This window comes from Salinisphaera sp. G21_0 (assembly GCF_017744115.1).
Lineage (GTDB): Bacteria > Pseudomonadota > Gammaproteobacteria > Pseudomonadales > Endozoicomonadaceae > Endozoicomonas.
In genome coordinates this window covers 138213-157821 of the sequence record NZ_JAGHQW010000006.1, presented here as the reverse complement: position 1 = coordinate 157821, position 19609 = coordinate 138213, and the positions used below count along the sequence as shown (strand labels likewise).

At 49.3% G+C, this 19609-nt stretch carries 14 protein-coding genes; 4 read left to right on the top strand and 10 right to left on the bottom strand.

Translation table 11 applies throughout. From position 1 onward, the window contains the following. The first annotated feature begins 682 nt into the window (after positions 1-682). The gene (gene mutL / locus J7439_RS04875; RefSeq protein WP_209200707.1) at positions 683-2647 is read left to right on the top strand and encodes a DNA mismatch repair endonuclease MutL; all 1965 of its coding nucleotides are present in this window, start codon (positions 683-685) and stop codon (positions 2645-2647) included. Here mutL and napF read toward each other — a convergent pair. The 3 genes from napF to J7439_RS04860 all read right to left on the bottom strand — a co-directional run bounded on the left by napF (position 2644) and on the right by J7439_RS04860 (position 5163). Then, positions 2644-3183: a ferredoxin-type protein NapF gene (gene napF, locus J7439_RS04870; protein ID WP_209200706.1), complete on the bottom strand. Its 540-nt coding sequence runs from the start codon at positions 3181-3183 to the stop codon at positions 2644-2646. The two genes, mutL and napF, sit on opposite strands and share 4 nt — an antisense overlap. Positions 3184-3365: 182 nt before the next feature. Further along, on the bottom strand, positions 3366-3788 hold the full coding sequence (locus J7439_RS04865) for a hypothetical protein (RefSeq protein WP_209200705.1): 423 nt from the start codon (positions 3786-3788) through the stop codon (positions 3366-3368). 64 nt (positions 3789-3852) lie between these two features. Further along, entirely contained in the window at positions 3853-5163 is a 1311-nt protein-coding gene (locus tag J7439_RS04860; RefSeq protein ID WP_209200704.1) for a TatD family hydrolase, read from the bottom strand. 461 nt (positions 5164-5624) lie between these two features. Between J7439_RS04860 and J7439_RS04855 the strand changes: the two genes are divergently transcribed. Together J7439_RS04855 and J7439_RS04850 are read left to right on the top strand one after the other, a co-directional pair. Then, positions 5625-6437 carry a formate/nitrite transporter family protein gene (locus J7439_RS04855; protein WP_209200703.1) on the top strand — a complete coding sequence of 271 codons (813 nt, stop codon included), beginning with the start codon at positions 5625-5627 and terminating at the stop codon, positions 6435-6437. A 180-nt stretch (positions 6438-6617) separates the two neighbouring features. Continuing rightward, positions 6618-8456 carry a hypothetical protein gene (locus J7439_RS04850; protein ID WP_209200702.1) on the top strand — a complete coding sequence of 613 codons (1839 nt, stop codon included), beginning with the start codon at positions 6618-6620 and terminating at the stop codon, positions 8454-8456. Positions 8457-8703: 247 nt separating this feature from the next. Here the strand turns inward: J7439_RS04850 and J7439_RS04845 are convergent, their stop codons facing one another. The 6 genes from J7439_RS04845 to J7439_RS04820 form a co-directional block, all read right to left on the bottom strand. After that, entirely contained in the window at positions 8704-10863 is a 2160-nt protein-coding gene (locus J7439_RS04845) for a hypothetical protein (RefSeq protein ID WP_209200701.1), read from the bottom strand. 200 nt (positions 10864-11063) lie between these two features. Then, on the bottom strand, positions 11064-11402 hold the full coding sequence (locus J7439_RS04840; RefSeq protein WP_209200700.1) for a hypothetical protein: 339 nt from the start codon (positions 11400-11402) through the stop codon (positions 11064-11066). 247 nt (positions 11403-11649) lie between these two features. Continuing rightward, positions 11650-13218, bottom strand: coding sequence for a M28 family metallopeptidase (locus J7439_RS04835; RefSeq protein WP_209200699.1), 1569 nt, complete (start codon positions 13216-13218; stop codon positions 11650-11652). After that, on the bottom strand, positions 13197-13703 hold the full coding sequence (locus tag J7439_RS04830) for a hypothetical protein (protein ID WP_209200698.1): 507 nt from the start codon (positions 13701-13703) through the stop codon (positions 13197-13199). Before J7439_RS04830 ends, J7439_RS04835 begins: the two co-directional genes overlap by 22 nt. A 57-nt stretch (positions 13704-13760) precedes the next feature. After that, positions 13761-13940 (bottom strand): hypothetical protein, encoded by a 180-nt coding sequence (locus J7439_RS04825; protein WP_209200697.1) that lies wholly within the window; start codon positions 13938-13940, stop codon positions 13761-13763. Positions 13941-13973: 33 nt separating this feature from the next. Further along, a complete protein-coding gene (locus J7439_RS04820) occupies positions 13974-14264 on the bottom strand; it encodes a hypothetical protein (RefSeq protein WP_209200696.1) in 291 nt (96 codons plus the stop codon). Positions 14265-14804: 540 nt separating this feature from the next. On the opposite strand from J7439_RS04820, the gene J7439_RS04815 reads away from it, so the two are divergent. Next, the gene (locus J7439_RS04815) at positions 14805-15293 is read left to right on the top strand and encodes a hypothetical protein (RefSeq protein WP_209200695.1); all 489 of its coding nucleotides are present in this window, start codon (positions 14805-14807) and stop codon (positions 15291-15293) included. 76 nt (positions 15294-15369) lie between these two features. Here J7439_RS04815 and J7439_RS04810 read toward each other — a convergent pair whose 3' ends face one another. Continuing rightward, positions 15370-19137 (bottom strand): ankyrin repeat domain-containing protein, encoded by a 3768-nt coding sequence (locus J7439_RS04810; protein WP_209200694.1) that lies wholly within the window; start codon positions 19135-19137, stop codon positions 15370-15372. Positions 19138-19609 lie beyond the last annotated feature (472 nt).

Below are 19609 nucleotides of genomic sequence, written 5' to 3'. Positions count from 1 at the left end.
TGGCATCATTTTCTGAATGATGGACTCTTTGAACTCTTCTGAATAGCGGGCCATTGATCACTCACTGGCCGCCCCCTGTTTAGGTTTTTAAATTCAGGAGAGGCGACAACTATGTTGGCACAGGGGGATTTTTATTTGCTTTATTTAGGTATTTGGGTGTCCTTCATTTCCTCAGGGTGTCCTTTCCTTTATTTCTTTTCTTTTTGGGTGTCCTTTATTTGCTTTATTTAGGTATTTGGGTGTCCTTCATTCTCTTCATTTCTCCTTGTGGGCTTTGCAGCAGTTTTTGAGAAATTACTTATTTCTCCCTTGGGTGACCAGTTTGATCAGACGGCTGGCGGTCAGGTGTGTGCAATTTTTTTGAACGGGCTTGACCATAGCGGAAGCGGATAAGATGATGGGTCTGAGGTCAAAAATAGTTGTTCAATCGTGCGGTTACAGTTTTTTTAACCTGCTGTGATGCTTGGGAGTTAAGGGCTTTTAATAAAGGGCGGGAATTGCTGCTTGCCAGCTCTAGCCTACAGATTTTTTGTCTCGTACATAAGTAAACATGTAAAGAGTCCGCTTTAACTGATAATGTTGCTCAAAACTCGATATTCTATGGTAAAAACCGGAGAAACTTCCTCCCGGTATTGTTACATTGAGCTGGCCTGAGAACTCTTATTGGACCCAATAATTGACCATGAAACCCATTCGTCTTCTTGATAACCGACTGGCTAACCAGATCGCTGCCGGTGAGGTGGTGGAACGTCCGGCTTCAGTCGTCAAAGAACTGCTGGAAAACAGTATTGATGCCGGTGCCAGGCGTCTGACGGTTGAAGTGGAAAATGGCGGTGTCAAATTGATCCGTATCCGTGACGATGGTCATGGCATACCCAGGGATGAGTTAGCACTGGCACTCTCCCGCCACGCCACCAGTAAGATATCTGAACTGGAAGACCTGGAAGGTGTGGCTACCCTCGGCTTTCGCGGGGAGGCACTTGCCTCCATCAGCTCAGTTTCCAGACTCACCCTGACGTCTAATGTGGCAGAACAGGCGTCAGGCTGGCAGGCCAGAGTGGAAGGACGGGATATGGAAGCGCAGGTTATGCCCGCACCGCATCCGGTGGGCACCACCATAGAAGTCAAAGACCTGTTTTTTAATACGCCGGCCCGCCGCAAGTTTCTCCGTACTGAAAAGACCGAATTTTCTCACCTTGAAGAGGTGGTTAAGCGCCTGGCTCTGTCCCGCTTTGATGTGGGCTTTACCCTTCGCCACAATCAGCGCAGTGTCCATCAGCTTCGTCCTGCGGTGACCCAGGCGGAAAAAGACCGCCGGGTAGCTGCACTTTGCAGTCCCAAATTTATTGAACATGCAGTCATTATTGATGTTGCCGCCTCTGGCCTGAAACTGTACGGCTGGGTGGGGCTGCCTACGTTCTCCAGAGCCAGCGCTGATCTGCAGTACTTCTTCGTTAATGGTCGTGTTATTCGGGATAAGCTGGTGGCTCACGCTGTCCGTCAGGCCTACCGTGATGTACTTTACAGCGGGCGTCATCCGACATTCGTCCTCTACCTGGAGTTGGATCCGGCCATGGTGGATGTCAATGTGCATCCTACCAAACATGAAGTCCGTTTTCGGGATGGCAGAACGGTTCATAACTTTCTGTTCAGTACTTTAAATCGTGCCCTGGGTGAAGTTCGCCCGGAAGATCAGCTACCACCCACGGTTTTGACCAATCCGCCTCAACCCCCGGCATCGGGTATTGATGCCGGTGAGTTTCAGGGGCAGGAAGCCATCCAGCTTGCAACCACCCCGACAGCATCCGGCAGTTCCGTGCATTATGCCAATCAAAGCCCCGGCGGTAGTGGCAATCATGACCGACGCCCTGCTTTATCAGAATCGCCATCGCCCGGGCAGGTTAAACGACAGATAGAAGCCTATAGCCAGCTATATGCCACCTCTGCAGAGCCTGTAAATGCCAGTCAGGCTAAAGCTGTGGGTGACCATGCGGTACAGGAACCAGGCGTAGCATTTTCCGCTCAGGTGCCGGCGCAGCCGTTGCCGGAACATGATTCTCTGGCACCGCCTCTTGGCTATGCCATTGCCCAGCTGAAAGGAATATATATTCTCTCGGAAAATGACCAGGGGATGATTCTGGTGGATATGCATGCCGCTCACGAACGGATTACCTATGAGCGCATGAAGCAGTCCTATCAGGAGCAAGGGATTCGTGCCCAACCATTGCTGGTACCTAAATCCGTATCGGTGAGTGAACGTGAGGCAGACTGCGCAGAAGAAAACAGCGAATACTTTTCCCGTCTGGGACTGACCCTGGAGCGGATGGGGCCGGAAACTCTGCTGGTGCGTCAGATACCGGTGATGCTGCAGAATGCCGATGTTGAGAAGCTATTGAGAGATGTACTCTCAGACTTGATGCAACACGGTACCAGCGACCGCATTGAAGCCCATATCAATGAAATACTGGCCACCATGGCCTGTCATGGGTCGGTGCGGGCCAACAGAAAACTGTCCATTGAAGAGATGAACGCCCTGCTTCGGGATATGGAGCAGACAGAGCGCAGCGGACAATGCAACCATGGTCGTCCAACCTGGACCATGCTCACCATGGATCAATTGGATAAGTTGTTTTTGAGGGGGCGTTAGGAGGCTTTGGCCATTACCAATACACGACTGTAGCAGTCCAGAGCACACTCGCCGCAGCCACTGCAGAGACCGAGGTCTATCACCGGCTTATTATCCGCAGCAAAGCTGATTGCCTGTTCAGGGCAGGTTTCCTCACAGAGGTTACAGTACATCCCCAGTTCTGCCTGGCAACTGCCAGCAAGTTGGGGAATCACCTGCCGCTTTTTCCCTTGTTCACGGCTCAAGGCTCCCGATGGGCAGGCATCAACGCACTGTCCACAAAAGTCACAACGACCGTAAGAAAGGTCCATTACAGGACGACCAGAAAGAATCTCTTCTTGCTCATCGGATTGTCCCAGCACTCGCATTGGGCATTGCTCAATACACTGATCACACTGGGTACACAGTGCCAGAAACAGTGTGTTATCTACTGCCCATGGCGGCCGTGGGTAGCGGCTATTGGGGATCACCTGCTCGGGTTCAGGGGCGAAACGCCGGAAAAAAGCCCGCCTTGCCGGGGATACCAACTCGTCTTCTGTTCTCTGTATATCGGGCACGACTTAACCAGAAGCCTGTATGCTTGAAAATTGTGACCCAACATACGCTGTTTGAAGAATGATTAAACCGGTATTTATACGTGACACTTTGCGTTCCGTTGCCTTGTTTGGCTCACATTGACAGCGTGTCCATTTGTCAGCTATTGCAGTGATAAATCGGGCCAATTGATCATCTTGCAAGTTTAAGGTGAGGCTTTGTTATTCCAGACAGTCTTATACTTCCCATTGGGAGAAGTGACTACATCAAAGTCCGGTGATGAAAATAATGCGGGCAAATATAATTCTTTGATGATCTTATTATAAATAAAATTACCTTCATATATAGAAAAGAAAGAACAGTTTTCTCCATAAAGGGTAATGTTGTCAGGTTTTATGCCTCTGTCTTGCAAGTCTTTGTAAATTCCATAGGCAGCACAAAAACAATCAGGATGAATGCTACTTGGTCGATTAGTTTTTATATTTTGTGGTCTCAGTTCTACTTTACCAACTTGTTTTGAATTAAAAAGACATGTAACTCTTACGCCTTGAACCGGGTTTTCAAGGTTTAACGGCTGAAAATTATATTGATGGCCAATATCATTATTAATGATAACTCCACTAAGCATAAATAACTCCTGCACCTATTGATTATTGCTCAATTATTTTAACCAGTTATTTACCGACGCTGCGTCAGTCGACGAGTGAGAATATCCGGCGGGCATTTTCTGTGGTTGCAGCAGCAATCTCTTCTCCATCCACACCCAGCACCTGGCTCAGCGCATGGATCACATAGGGCAGATTGGCCGGTTCATTATCACTTTGTCCTTTGCCACGACCACCACTGCGGTGATCTGGCTGTCGGGGCATAACCAGATAAGGTTTTAAAAACGGTGCATCGGTCTCAACCATCAGCCGGTCACGCAGAGCCTCCCAACCGACAGAGCGCAGCGCACCCACCAGATCTTTATTACGCGTGTTGCCGATCCAACCGGTAATCCCGATGGAACAGCCCAGATCAAGATAGGCCTGCAGCTGCTCACTGTTACCGGTGAAGCAATGAACGCAGGCCATGGCTGGAGAAGGCAGTTGATTTATGTGGTCTGTCAGAATTTCAATGAATTGCTTATGGGCACCCCGCTCATGCAAAAACAGCGGTTTTTTCAGTTTTACCGCAAGCTCCAACTGCTCCCTGAACACGTCTCTTTGGACATTTTTGGGAGACCACTCTCGCACAAAGTCCAATCCACACTCCCCTACTGCAATACAGTGGTTGCCACCCCGTGCAATTATTTTTTCCATTTCCGGCATGCCACCATCTTGCTTAAAATTACTGGCTTTGTGTGGATGGCATCCCACTGTGTAATACAAAGAGCATCGGGAGGAATCGGCAGACGCACAGGCTCCAGTGGCTCTGGTAGAATGCGGAGATTGCTTCAGCCATTTACCCACTGCTCTCTGCGCCTCTTTTGATAAAGAAATAGAAGTGCCCGTTATCATGATGCGACCTACGCCTGACCGGAAAGCATCGGCAATAACCCGGGACAAGTCATCAAACCTGTGTCCGACGAGATTGGCTCCGATATCAACCAATGGCGTCTTATATCGGGGCCTGAACTCCGCACGCGTCAAATTCGCCTTGCTCAACTCTGGTCGGGCAGCTAGCTGAAAATCAGAAGAATCACGGCCTCTGGCAGTGACATCAGGTGATGCAGCTGTCTTGGTTGAGCGCTGGCAATGACGGGACTTCAGGCCCTTGTCGGGCCTGACCTGCTGCTCCTGGACGGCATGATAGTGCGGTTTGTCCAGGTATCGGGATGCACCTGAAAAAGGCTTATCAGAAGCACCTGAACGCCTCTTCTTTTTGTTATTTTTCCGGGCTTTTGACGCACATCCTTCTTGCCAGACTTTCAGATCCGGTTCGTCTGCAGCCACCTGCTTACCTTTGCCGCTAACGTCATGAGAGGAAACGGGATTGGATGACGTGATCTTGGCCGGAAACATATTAGTCAGCTCGCTCCTGTCTTACATCATTAGACGTTACCGTCAGCATTTTCACGGCACACAGGCACTTTTAACTTGAACGATCAGGCTAGTGAACGGATACGACAATTGCCACTGTACACGACAATATTCATGGTGTGTTATCCCATCTGGCCAGGCTAAGAAAACGGCAGTATCAGTATGGAACTGGTTAATGCTGATAATAGTTCAAACGGTATTGATACCTGTTTAACCCAATAAGCACTGCGCATTATGGAGTCATGAATCCATGAATATCTGCTCTGGTGTGTATCGTTGCAGTGCAGATATCCCCGATTTCCGGCTTACCCGCATAGAATAACGCCTTACAAGCATCGCTTTTTTTCTATAAATAATTGAATTATCAATTTAAAAAACCTTGGCACTAACTTTGCTGAAGCATCAATGGAATATCTATTAACTGACCTCAAGGAAAGGGATTTATGGCTTACTTAGAGCCCAGCGAGTTTGTGACCAAAATGGTGGACTCTGGAGAGTCCAAAGTGTTCATGTCCAATAAAGACACCCTGATCCGTGCATTTATGGCAGGGGCTATCCTGGCACTGGCGGCAATGTTTGCTATCACCGTGACCATTAAAACCGGTTCACCGCTGGTCGGTGCCATGCTGTTTCCGGTGGGCTTCATTATGTTGTACCTGATGAAGTTTGATCTATTGACGGGTGTATTTACCCTGGTGCCATTGGCTTATCTGGATAAGCGTCCGGGTGTTACAGCACAACGGGTTTTTAGAAACTGGGGAATGGTGTTTGTTGGCAACTTTGCGGGTGCACTGACGGTTGCTTTCTTTATGTCGTTTATCCTCACTTACGGCTATAGCATTGACGGAGGGGCTATTGCAGAAAAGGTCAGCAGCATCGGCGAGTCACGCACCGTCGGTTATAAAGAACATGGTGTTTCAGGCTGGATCACTATTTTTATCCGGGGCATGCTCTGCAACTGGATGGTATCCATGGGTGTTGTTGGTGCCATGATCTCCACCTCAGCGACCAGTAAGATGATGGCCATGTGGATGCCCATCATGCTGTTCTTTTTCATGGGCTTCGAGCATTCCATTGTCAATATGTTCCTGTTCCCCTTCTCCATGATTATGGGCGGTGATTTCACGGTGTCGGAGTACCTGATCTGGAATGAACTGCCAACCGCACTGGGTAACCTGTTTGGTGGCCTGTTTCTGGTTGGCTTGCCACTCTATTTTACCCATGTGAAAACCGGCTCTGCCCATCAGCCAGTATAAATAGTTAACCAACTACTCAGACCCTCAAAACCTGCCGCTTTCAGAGCTGGAAGCGGTGCTCATCATTCAGTTTTAATGGCAAATACAGTTTTGAACTTATAGTTAATTAAAAGGTCTTAATATTAAGGTACTATTACAAATTCAGGGTAGTTTCAGGGCATGTTTAATTCTCATATATCAATGAGCAATGGTTTTCCTCCTTCTTTACATTTTAACAGAGGAGAAAGTACTTTAATCACAGGTCCAACCCAGACCGGTGTTTTCAATACGCCAACTCCGGGTTTATGTCAGTCTGGACCAATGCCAATGGTGCCAGGGCAGAGTATCACTACTCAATTACAACAAAGGAATATCAGCGCAACAGAAACAACACACTGCAATATGAATCCGTTAATGCATTCCGCCCCTGCGGATGACAGGCAATTCACGAATCACCCCCAGCTCCGTAAAGAAACGCCCCCCATGCTGACGATTGCCGGGATACCGTATAGTCCAAATTCACAGTGTTCCCCAGGGTATCCATTCAGTTGCCCAGATCAAAGTGCGTCATTTTTGCCATCACAACCAGTTTCCGGCCTGCGCCCTGATAGTCAGGACCCTTTATTGTCGTCCGGTGTATTCATCAGATCCAATCGTCCCCCATTAATGCCAGACGCCTCTCCAAAAGCAACGGCTCCCCGTTTACCAAGTCAACGACTGGCTCATTTCTCACCCCCCCCTGTAGAGGCTAATCTGCCCCAACAGGTTTCCCGGGTTTCGCTTCAGCTGCCTCTGCCTCCAAACCACCCTCTGGTTGCGCGGCTCAATGCTGCAGTGTCAAGTGCACCAGCGAGTCCCGCTTTGACCTTCAGACCGACCCTGAATATCGGTAACCCCGATGCATCAGCGGTGCCCCCCCGCAACCCTGCAAGAAAATCCCCGCGGCTATTGTCATCTGTAGCACAAGCCATTTCTAACAGCGTCATTCCTCAGCTTAAAACGCAGATAACCAGCACGGTCAATACTATAATGCCTAAAGTAATGCAGGAACTACTGGGGGAACAAATCAAAAGAGAGGTAACCAATGCTGTCAAAGCTATGGTCCCTGAATTACAGCAACAAATAAATCAAGTTGTTTCATCATCCATAACAGCAACTATTCCAGGCATGCAAACCCGTCTTGTAGAATCGGTTTCAGAAGCAATCAGGTCATCATTGGAAACCAGGCTGGAGGAAGCAAAACAGCAACTTCGCGAACATACCGATAAAATGCTGGCAGAAACCACTGAAAAGCACATTAAGAAGGCATTTGAAGAAAATTTTGCTCAATACCAGGCACAGCAGAAAAAAACTAAAGCAAGTTCTTCAAATTCATCAAGCCGGGTTCTGGAAAACCTGAATGGCCCTCCTCCTCTGAAAAAAATGCGTACTTCAGGTGAATCGATTCCTGTTGCTGATCTTCAAGTTAAGAGAGGCCAGATTGATGTAACAAAATTAAGCAGCGAAGTGAGTCAGGCCATGGGTATAAAACCACTGAACAACATTGAGTGTCCTGTCGGAAAGGTTCTACAACTGGCAGCTCGGTTAATTGATGGTGATAAAGAATCACTGCTCCGGGCAGCAAAGCCAAAAGCAAAAAGACCACGCTCCAACCTGAATCATCAGGAACGAATAAAATTAGAAAAAGATAGAAAAAAAAGAATGCAGAAACAAATCGATTCAGGGATACAGGAGCTTGGAAACAGCGTTAGACAATTTTCACATCTTAAAGAAACAAGACTGGGTTACGATAACACCCCTGGTGAAATTATTAAAGAAGCATGCTCTATCCTGCGTGATAAAAATAAAAATAAAAATACTTTGGAAGTGTCGTCTATTAAAAGGGAAGGTTTACGCAGTACCGGAAAAGGTATAACTCTCAGTGAATATCACAAAAACCTTAAGGCATTATTAGCTAAAGAAAAGAGTGAACGGGAAGATATCGGTTCTTTGAAAAATAGTGAAGCAGATATACCGCTGGCATCAAAAGAATCGTCATAAAAGAATAAACAGGGAAATAAACAATAAATTTTCTGAATTTCAGCCTTAACCCAAATTTTCTGCCAAACCCCGAAGGGTTGACTATAACCCTGTGCAGCGACTCTTTCGGGATTTAATCCATGCAAAACACGCTAAATACGTCAAAAGTACCACTAACAGAGCCCCCCGGCATCAACGGAGCAACCGTTTGCCAACACTGCCACAATGACAAACTATCAATGTTTTTTCTACTCCGGTGGACCGGGCCTCACTGATGCCGGACACTCCCACAGCCAATGAACCAACACCTGTAGCAATACCCGGCAATCCCGATAGCCCCGCACACCGCCACAGGCATTTCTACCTCACACTCCCCCCGGGCTACCAGTATCTTTACCAAGCTCCCAGCCAGCAACGGGGTTAAGCCTTCAACCTCAAGCTTTGCTTTTTTTCCCGGCACCAGCATAACTTTCTCTTGCTGGCGATCATCGTCAGTAAAGTAGGGACGCGTCTCACTGATCACGTCAATACCCCGCTTTTTCAGCACCCTCAGGGCATCCGGAGAAGCCAGCGTTTCTTGCGTCAAGGTGCCAGTATTCATTTGTAACCCCCGGCGCTTCAACCGCTGCACCTCTTGCTTCAATGCTTGCTGTGTTGCCGGGCTCAGCAGCGACGGGTCGTGTTCGTATTGCATCTTTTCCAACAGCGTCATTCTCTGTGGAATCACCACCTGCCGGAGGTCATGCCAACTGTTATGAATACCATAAGTGACCCCCTTTTTCTGATCAGACCTGCAGGCTTGATGCCCGGGGTCTGAACAGACAATAATTCCGGCCTGCTGAGCAATTTTGCGCCGCACATTGTCATCAATAAAGCGTTTCATTCTCTGCACTGGCTCAGCTGTCCATTCAAAGCGCCCGGAGATCTTTGCGCCATTGAACAGACCGTAAACTTCGGTATATTTTCTTTTGCGCTGATCGTCGGGCTTCCCGGTTACCTGCACCAGATCAGCCGCACCATGCATGGCGGCTTCCAGGTGCCGTTGAAATTCAGTCTTGTTGCCAGACCCGGAGGTAAAATCACAGGACAACTGCGGCGGCAGGTCCAGACGTGTAGCATCAAAACTCCAGGGTTGAGCCTTCATCACTCTGGGAAACTCAGCACCAACCCCGAAAACACGGATAATATCCATACGATCCGCAAAGCGTAATATGCGCAGATACCAGCGCAGGTCCTCAGGCAGGCCCTGCTCATCTTTACCATTGACATCATTTTCCTTGCTGGCCATTGCCAGGGCCATAGTATCCAACAGCTGTTTCGGATAGTGCCGGGCCAGGTCCCTTGTGAAGTAATAAGCAGACCTTGTTTCTTCCGCTGATTTGCCGACATCCTCGGCAGCAGCGTCATGATAGATAATCGCCAGGGACAGGAGTTCTTTTTCTTCCGGGCTAAGGTAACGCTGCTCAAATTTCTCCAGCAATTCCATATACCACTGCCCATTATTCCTGGCCCGCAGGACATGACTGCAGCTGTGCAAGGGTTTCCACACGGTTGGAATGGTCTTTCTGCCAAGGCTCTGGATTACCCGTTCCGGTCCGGGACGGCGGTAATAGTGCTGCAATACCGTCAGGATGGTTTTTTCATTATCGCCGACATCATCAGGCAAGACCGGCGGTTGGTTGAACGCGTTCACCATAAACTGTAATGCCGCTGGTGTTTCAGCTACCGCAGGTGTTTCGGCTATCGATGTTGTCACCGTTGTACTGACATGGTCCGGCAGATCGAGAGATTGTTTAAGCTCAGCGATTTCCAGATGGGCTTTTTGGACATGTTCTGGCCAATTCTGGTAGAAAGAATACGTTTCCCGTTGCTGCCAAAGTTGTTCAAGCCATTGGATATAATCATCCATAGAAAAATCATCAATCACCTTCATGCCGTCACGGTAGCTGGTAGAATACCCCTTTATATTGTCCAGAACGTCTTGGCCAAGGTATGCCTCGTAATGAAACAGGACCAGTAAGTGGGACTGGATGATGTCGAGAGTTGGAGAGTTAAAACCAAACACATAATTTACTACCTCTTCCAGTTGGCTCTGCCGCTGCTGTGGACTGTATCCCCGGCAGATTCGGTCAAATTCAACGACACTTCCCGGGCAGCCAGTTAAAGGTATTCTCCTGAGATGTTTCAGGGTCAGATATTCAAATGGACCAAAGGCAGCCACCAGATAATTCAGTATGCCCGCTGGCACTATCGGTGCTAAATTACTATTACCCATCTGGTAAATGAGAGGGAAATACCCCTCCAGACTGGTGCCGCTTTGCAGAAGCAGCCGAAGAAAGCGATATACCTCTGCTTCATGTTCCCGATTTTGTTCCTGCCCCGTCTGATCGTATCTGATCACTTCGGAAACCAGCAGCTCGCCCAGCAAAGATTGAGATTCTCCTTTATGAAAAAAATGCTGGTGAATTGGGAATCCACTTTTTTTTAATTCCAACAGCTCACGGTAACTGTCATCACAGGGATCCCTCACCAACTTTAAGGCCCGTTGCCATTTGCTTTTAACATCCCATGAGACGGTTAATTTTGCTGACCTGAGCACCTCTGCGTGCACAGGCATTGGTAGCAAATTCAATATGGGTTACGCACAACATAAAAGCATTTGATATCTGCTACGTCATAGTTGATGGTCACCAGTTCCGGGAAAGATAAGGGACCTGAATCATAGTGTTTCTGTTTCGGCAAACTGAACAACCCGTCTTTCCCCTGATGTCCTGAGGTAAAGCAAGGATCATAAACCCGCCAGAAGACTTGTTCAGCATCCTCCAGGCATTTTTCCAAAAGTGATCTGAGATCCGGCAGCAGTTTTGCCTCCAGTTCATCAGGATCTACACCATGCAGCACGTCGTCAGTATTGGCATCACGTTTGTAGGTATAAAGACAAGTTGGATTAATAATGCCCACTGTCATTTCACCAAACCTGTATGGCAAATCACCGGTAGGCACACCCGGCAGGACGAGGCTAAATGGCCTTGGTTTACAGCGAGGTCAAAGGAGTACACACCCACCCTGCTGGTTATCCCTGAGCCGTGAGAAACCGGGACCGAGAAACCGGGACAGCCATCTGTTTCTGGAAAGTTTGGTCAACCTGTATGCCTTGAGGACATCATAACCCGAATCGCAGCAGAACATGATGAAGGTGGGGTGTGCCCGAACCTCAGGTCCGGGTGATGTTTAGCCCCTCCCCAAACGACAGTGTTGCCAGGGTATGAACAACGGCTTGAGTGGCATTTGAAATCACATCAAGGTCAATTGCGTCAAATTTATCGCCCGGCCGGTGAAAGTAGAATGCATCTTTCCCGGTAGTGACGGTCACCGCCGGTATATTGTTTTTGTAAAACGCACCGACATCGGTAACGCCCGGGCTTGGCTCATCCCGGTAATAGGACAAACCACGGTCCTTGAGATAATCGACGTACAGCTCTGTCAGCTGTCCGGTACCCTTGGGGCTTGTCCCTGAGATGGCTTTTTCAGGATCGCTGATGGTGAGGAATTCTGGATGTACATCCCATTTGTGATCCGCTCTGGTGCCCACCATCTCCAGGTTCAGATAGCATTCAATACGAAACGGGTCCGCTTGCTGATGGCAAGGATCTTGTGCGGTCAGGTTCCCCGTCACATCTTTGTACCCCTCATTGTGCAAAAAGTAATGGGACCCAAAGGCAAGACCACTGCTAGTACGGCGACTGTCGTAGTTGCGCGGTGATTGCTCTTCACTGCCCCAGAAACAAAAGAGCACCGGGTTATTGGGCTTTAGTCCGGACTTTTTGAAAATCCGAATCGCTTCCAGAAGCGCCACAACACTGGAGCCATTGTCATTGGCACCAGGACTTTGCCAGACAGTATCCAGATGAGCACCAGCCACCACAACGTTACTGGATTTGCCGGGAATCAGGGCGCATAGATTACAGCTGTTATTGTTCGCAGGATTACAGCCTTTATCCAGGGCAGATTTTGGGGTCGCAGAATTTAAATCAAACGTTCTGCGAAAATCGCGTTTCCTGGTGCCGTAAGAGAAATCCTGTCGGAAAGAAGCGACCCCCATCCTGTCGAGAAAACGCTCCAACTGTTTGACCACTTTTTTGTATTGCCCTTTGGAGAACTTATGAACATTATCTCTGGGTCCAAACATCAGTATTCGCTTTAACCGCCGCCCCAGATGCCGGGTATCGACCTCTGCGGTAAACTTGTTGGCAATGTCGGCAATGGCATCAGTGGGGGTTTGTTCTTGGTGGCATGAGGGCTTTGCTGTTGTCGCACTTTCCGTTGCTATCGTTGTCGTTGCCGTTGTCTTTGCGTGATCAGTGACAGAAGTGGTCGTTGCCGTGGTTACGGGATCAACGGCCGGGGTGGTCGTTGCCACTGTAGTTGTCGGATCAGTGGGAGAGATAGTCGATTCGCACGAGGCTGGCCCTTCGGCTTTGTTCTGCCCGTTGAGTTCACACTCGCCCGAGGCATAGGAGAAAGGAAAGGAGTGTTGGGTATCTGTCAGCTTGATCTGATACGCAGGCGCAATATCCACCCCCTTGAACTTGACCTCCATGGAATCAGAACCATCAGCGATGCCAAACTGGGCATGATAACCGCCACCACCGTATAAGACCCGGTTATTATTCCCGATCCTGGTGAACGTTTTTGCCACCAACTGGCCATCTTTCCAAACCTTGACCACACTGTTACCGGGCACTTTGTCGGAAAAATCATTTAACTCAGTTTCAAAACCCATATGCAGCCATTCGCCTCTGGAGTAGGGCGTTGCATAAATATACTTGACGTCCTGATTGCCATCGCAGCAAAGGGCCCGATTGAACACGTGGCATCACCGGCAAAAGGAGCGTCACAGGGGCTGTTATCATCAAACGCGTCGTAAGAAGCGCGCACCTTGACGGTAAAATAGAGCTGGCCGTCATGAGGCTCAATATTCATGGTAAAGGGTGAATGACCAGCCTGCTCAAACTCCATGCCATCGTCCACCAGCGATTGATAGGTGCGTGCCGAACTCCCGGGCTGTATACACGACATGGTATTATTTTCATTGCGGTACAACCGTCCATCATGGTGTGGCACCAGCCGGAAAACCGTTGCACTGACCGGCTTGTCGGCCTTGATCTTGATGCTCATGGACCCGGAGTAGATTGATTCGCTGAGCCCGGCGCACAGATTACTGTGCTCACCGGTGAGTTTCGACAATTCAGGATTGAGCCCAGGCATCGAAGGCAGACCATTTTCTCTATAAAAACAGTTGCTCAGCTCCAGGTTCTGCTCGGGCTACCCGGCACTCTTGGTGGTGTCTAAGGCAAACCGGTACATCACCTGTCCATCTTTGGCCATTTTTGCCTGAACACCTCCCGGCTGAGGGTTGCCCACTCTGGCAAAATCACCGCCACCGGTCAGTTGGTCGGAGCGCTGTGCCTGGTCAAGGCTCCCGGCCATATTTACCTCTGTCAATTTTCGGGAAATCTTGGCTGCCGAACGCCGCTGTCAGCCACTGATACTGGGAGCATCTGCCCCGGACTCTTCCAGGCTTGCCACCAGGCGCTGAAAAGCGGACTCACCGCCATCCTTTGAGATCTGCCTGAGCAGCTCTGCCCGCCCGGGGTCACCACTGGCGATGTGTTTGGCAGGATCGCAGGCGGCATCGCCAACACGAGGGCCGTGTGCTACCGACCTCGTGCCAAAGGCACTGACAGCTTTGCTCAGACCATTAAAGCCATTAGCGCGTTCATAGGCCTGTGGCGGCATTGGGGGAGTAAAGGCGTGATGAATCATCATTGTCTACCAGGCTGTAATTAAGGAATCGTCCTGAAATAACTTCCTGATTTCCGGCTGCGCTCTTCGACAGAATCAGAACCCAGCCCGAATGGATTTCGTCGTGGAAAACAAGAAATTCATTTTCCCGACCTGCCTGTGGGACACAGAAATAGTCATGCAGTTCCTTGAATTTTCAGACATTTTAAAAATAAAAATAACTTTTATAGAAGATTAGTCTTAACTGGTTCATTAAATAATTTTCAACAAGAGAGTACTCCTATGGATAGTTCAAATAACTTACTTCAATTCAGTGCTGCTTTTTTAAAACCTTATCCTTGCCAATCAAACTCAGCGGATCGAACAAAACCATCTGAGGTCAGTGAACGACTACAGTCGTATCATGGCATGACTGTGGAGACGGCAGACCTTCCTCATCTTTTTACCAATACTCAGTCAAACCAGATACACCAGGGCAACGGTACTTTAGATAGGTTAGATGAATATGCCATAGCAGCTCTGACACTGGATGAGCCCGAAGACATTTCCGGAACTGATTGTCCTGTGAGACCACCATCAGGTGACAAAGAGCGAACCGTCAGCGATGCGATCAATCATATCGACTTCTACAGCATGGTTGAGGCTGAACTGCGTGCCCGTCAACAGCAGGCGTGTCAGACCGAAGCCAGCCAGGTAGCAGAAACCGTGGGGGCCGAGCCGATCAAATGGGCAAATAAACGGAATGAACTGCTGGAACAACTCAACGTAGTCCGTCGCAACGGGGCCGATGACAAAACCGTTGCTGATCTGTTTACTGAAGTACTCGCCGCAGGCCATCTTGCCAGACGACAGGCTCAGTTAGAAGAAATAAAAGCCTGCATGGACTCGGGATATGTCACCAGGGAGCATTACCATCGTTCGCAACAGGCTTTTACCGCTGAGCTCGAAAGGGTGTTTCGCAGAGAGTCCGCTGAGCCCGATTATCAGGAGCTACTTAGAGAGAGAGCCAAGTATTGCCAGCAAATTTACAGAAAACCAGACATTATAGGGTGAGTTCCCAGAACTGCTTTGGATCTCTATTTTGTGACAGCCTCCGGAGCGTGGGAGGGAGGCTGTGCTGGTAAGGGGATTAGTGCTTTCTATACGCCAAAGGCTGTTGATCGCCTGTCGATTGAAAGGGCGAGTTGTTTAGAAAGCCCTTTAAACAGACACAAAGTTGCTCTGTTCGCTGCCGATCAGCACTGGGCTGCTCCGTCAGTTTCCTTGTTGCCAAATTAAGCGCCGACTTGATAATAACCCGGGGATTTCTGTTCGCTTTCCCTGACCAATAGTTCACCACCATTTTGGCAATATCCGGATGCTCAAGAGCTACATCATACAGAAATACCTCCGGTTCGGAGTTGATATCAACATCAATGTTGATCAGTTCACAGACCACCTTGCGGTGGCCACGGCGTGCCGCATCGCTCAGGCATCGGCCAAGGGGACCCGCCATCTTCTGGTTGCCCGCGAGTGTCTCGAAAAGTCGCTGATTTCCTCCATCAGCAGCACGAACCAGCACACTCATTATGCGGTCATGCTGTTCAGCCACAATTTGCCAAAGCCTTAACCGCACCGATTCTTGTGCTGTCAGTTGCTGGTCACAAATAACGTCGTCAACATTGTCAGTGATCGAGACAATGGAACGCACCAATTGTGCAAAGCTATTTTCAGCGAACAGAACGGCGGCCAGCAGCAACGGATGCACATCTCCGCCAACATCCGCAGCGTTCAGTTTAATCCCGGCCCTGACAAACTGTTGCAACTTGTTACGGTCTGCACGCTCCACAATCTGGATCAGACTCGGAGTAGCCCGGACACCCAGTTGCCAGAGTTCTCGCAACAGATCGGTATTTCCCGTTTGTGCAACACCAAGCAGGAGGTCGTTACTGCCATTGAGCCGGGAGAGATCCCATTGAACATGTTTCATCCCACGCACAGCGTCCAGCAGCAGCTTGACCATTGGCTGCCGATCCAGACCAATGGCCAACACCAAAGCATCGGTCAATACCCTTGAAAGATCTCTGTTGATGTAACCACCGGACTGTTGGCTCGATGCAGCAGGGCTGTTGGCAGTCGGGCCTGAACGTATCAGGAAATCCAGAATGGACCGGACACTGTCATGGCAGTTCCCCTGTATCGCCTGAGAGAGGAGAGAGCCCCTGGTGTCTTCTGTGATATCAAGATCAGCTCCGGCGCGAATCAATGCCCGGATAACAGCTTCATTCCTTTCCAGATGAGCCCGATGCTCCTTGGTAGCATCATCACAGGATTTTATCCTCAAATCACCATGACCCGGCGGCTCCTCAACACGATCCCGCTGCCAGCCTCCCTGTCGGTTAAGGGCGGGGGAACCTTCCGGCTTTCCCTTTCTGTTCTCATCCAAAATGATCTGTTTTACTGTCAGCACGCTCTCCAGATCATTACGGACTTGTTTGCTCATGGCCAAAATCGACAACAGGATAGTCCTGAGACCAGCAGCTCCGGACTCACGCTCAACATCCACCAGCGATGAGAGCACTGGCTGATTGTTCACCTCACTGAAAATCAGTGCCTTAACCTGACTGTTTCTTGCTTCAATATCATCAAAAGACGATAGCAGTACTGACAGGGCTTCCGTTTCCCGGGCTTGTGCCGCAAGTTTAATGTCATTAGCGGGATCAATACCATTGTGAATGAGCATTTTAACCTTCTCTTCTTCCTTGCGTGCTGCCGCTATGAGCAAACCCGACGCCGACCAGCAACGGCTTTTATCCATACCGGCCTTGAGAAATTCATCAACCACCTTCAACTCGTTATCGCCAAGCGCCATGGCAAAGGCAATCTCAACGCTGATGGTTTTTTGCATGGCGAAGACACTGACCACCTGACGCTGTTCGCTCACTGCGGCCTGATGGAACAGTTGCCGGAACTTTGTGCCACCAAGGTCCGCCATACCCAGCAAATGCCTGAGCATTTCAACGTCTGCCCGACCAACCGCTGCGGTTACTTCACTTTCAATATCTACGCCACCTGTCGCTTTGATCAGCTGGTCAGCGATCGATTTATAGCCTTTTCGGACAGCAATGGAAAAGGCGGTTTTCCCTTCCATATTCTGCAGATCAGCTATTGCCCCACTCTCCAGCAATAGCTGAACCATCTGCAGGTCTCCTCTGTCGGCAGCAGCGTGCAGCAAAGGCAAGCCATTGCAGTCAGTGATATTAGGATCGACCCCGACAGCCAGCAGCGTTGCCAGCATTTTGTCATCGTTATTCTTAAGGGCTTCAGAAAGAATGATCACTGTTTTACCGACATCCATTTTATCTAACAGCTGTCTGATAGCCGGTTCACCGTAGCCAGGTTGATCACGTAAATAATTGATGACCCGCTGCATCTCACGGAACATTTGTCCTGTTACCGGGTAGGAAGCCAGCAGTGATCGCAATTCCGTTTCAGTCCCTTCCCTGGCCGACCGGACAATAATATTGACTCGTTTGTCAGGCCCCAGGGCGTCATGTAAGATACTGACCACCCCGGCATGGCTATTGCGTGTGGCTATAACCAGTGGCGTGTCAGCCTGATCATCCCCGCCATTGGCATCAATGCCGGCATTGAGCAGGGCCAGTACCAGCCCTTCATCACCACTTTGCGCAGCCAGCCTTAAATAATGACCACCGTCATCTATATTCCTGGCCAGTAATTGTTCAAACAGTTCCAGTTGACTTTTAGAAACGGCCAGCACCATGGCGTCCAGCAAACTCGCCCCTGATTTGAGCAACGCAGCAATGGCAGGTTCATTATGCGCACGGACACAGATGCACAGCGCGTCTGCCAGCGTCACAAACGCTGTCAGTTCCTGCAAGGCGGCACGGTCTTCTTGTTGCGCAGCGAGGATTATGGCCTCAACGAAATGGCCATCCCTGATGATTTTGCGAAGCTCAGACGATTCCTTAAAATCACGGAGCAGCCTCCTGTTCCCTGCCTCTGCAGCCATGAGAACAATCTTGCCACCACTGAATCCGAGGTCGTACAGGAAGCCTATCGTTGCCGGGCTGTGGTCATCCTCAATGGCATTTTTGGCTGCCGAGTAGAGATCAACGCCAGCGTCCAGCAGCAATTTCGCCTTTGGCTTGTCCTTTCGTTCAATTGCCTGGAGCAGGTGCAAATCGGCAAGCCCCGATTTATCGCTCCTGACCAGCATTGCCAATGTGCTTTCATCCTTGTCTTTCAGGGCATGCGTCATTGACAGTCGAAACATGTTCTGGTCAACGGCAATCTTCTTAAAACACGTTTCATGATTATGTTCAGCAGCCACCAGAGCCGGAGGTACAGCTCCACAATAATAAACACTTTCCTGCGGAGTGCGAAGAGTAGCCGGGGCTTGCCGTGCGATCTCCTGAAGCATGTTCTGATCACCAATGACACAGGCCTGAACCGCCAGTGGCTCTTGAACTCCAGAATGCAAATCTTCGAGATTGCGTTTCAACCCCTGACGAACCAGAGTCGGCAAATCAGGAATATGGTCGTCACTGCCCCTGCTATTCGCACCATTTTCTGAGCTTGCTGACGAGCTCGTTGAGCCACTTGCCATTGTTGTTGTGCTGTAACTGCCCCCCCATTGTCCAGACTGATCGTTTCCAGATGAGCTTGATGAGCTTGCTTGCCCACTCTTAATATGCTTTTTCAGATAGGCAGCAATTTCCGGATTACAGTAATCGGTACTGCCGCTGTTGCTATAAACCAGGGTGTTCACATTAACGGCAGGCAGGGCATTCTGTTTGCAAAGCGCACAACTCACAAAAGCCCGGTTTGGTTTGACGGGAACCTCAGTGGCATTCCTGCCAGAACCGCTTCTACGATCTGATTTCCACTTTTGCATGCAACTGGAGTGAATGATTTTTTTGCAACAATGGGTCACGACAAAATCATTAAACTTACCTTCCAACTCTCCGAAGCATAAATGGCATTGTAGCTCCAGATTGGTAGCTCTAGTTTGTGGTGCACTGACTGGATCCACATATGACTCCACTGTTGTTGTTTAATTTGTATCAACGCACTTTGTGACAATTTCTAATATTCAAAGTTCATTATCCCTACCACTTTAGTTTCGTTTAAGCCTGAATGATTATTCCGCTTACCTTTAGGTACCATGGCACCCTGATTGAGGAGTTTGTCTTCCGGGAAAATATGGGCGTTTTCTTTCTGACTATCTTGGGTACCGATGATCAGGGCTTGATCAGGCGAAGCTGATAACAGTTATTGTGCGTTCAGGAGTCCGGAATTTATGAATAACCTATCACTCAGTCAGCAGGCAGCATCAAATGCAAATATTTCTACACCAATGCTGGATT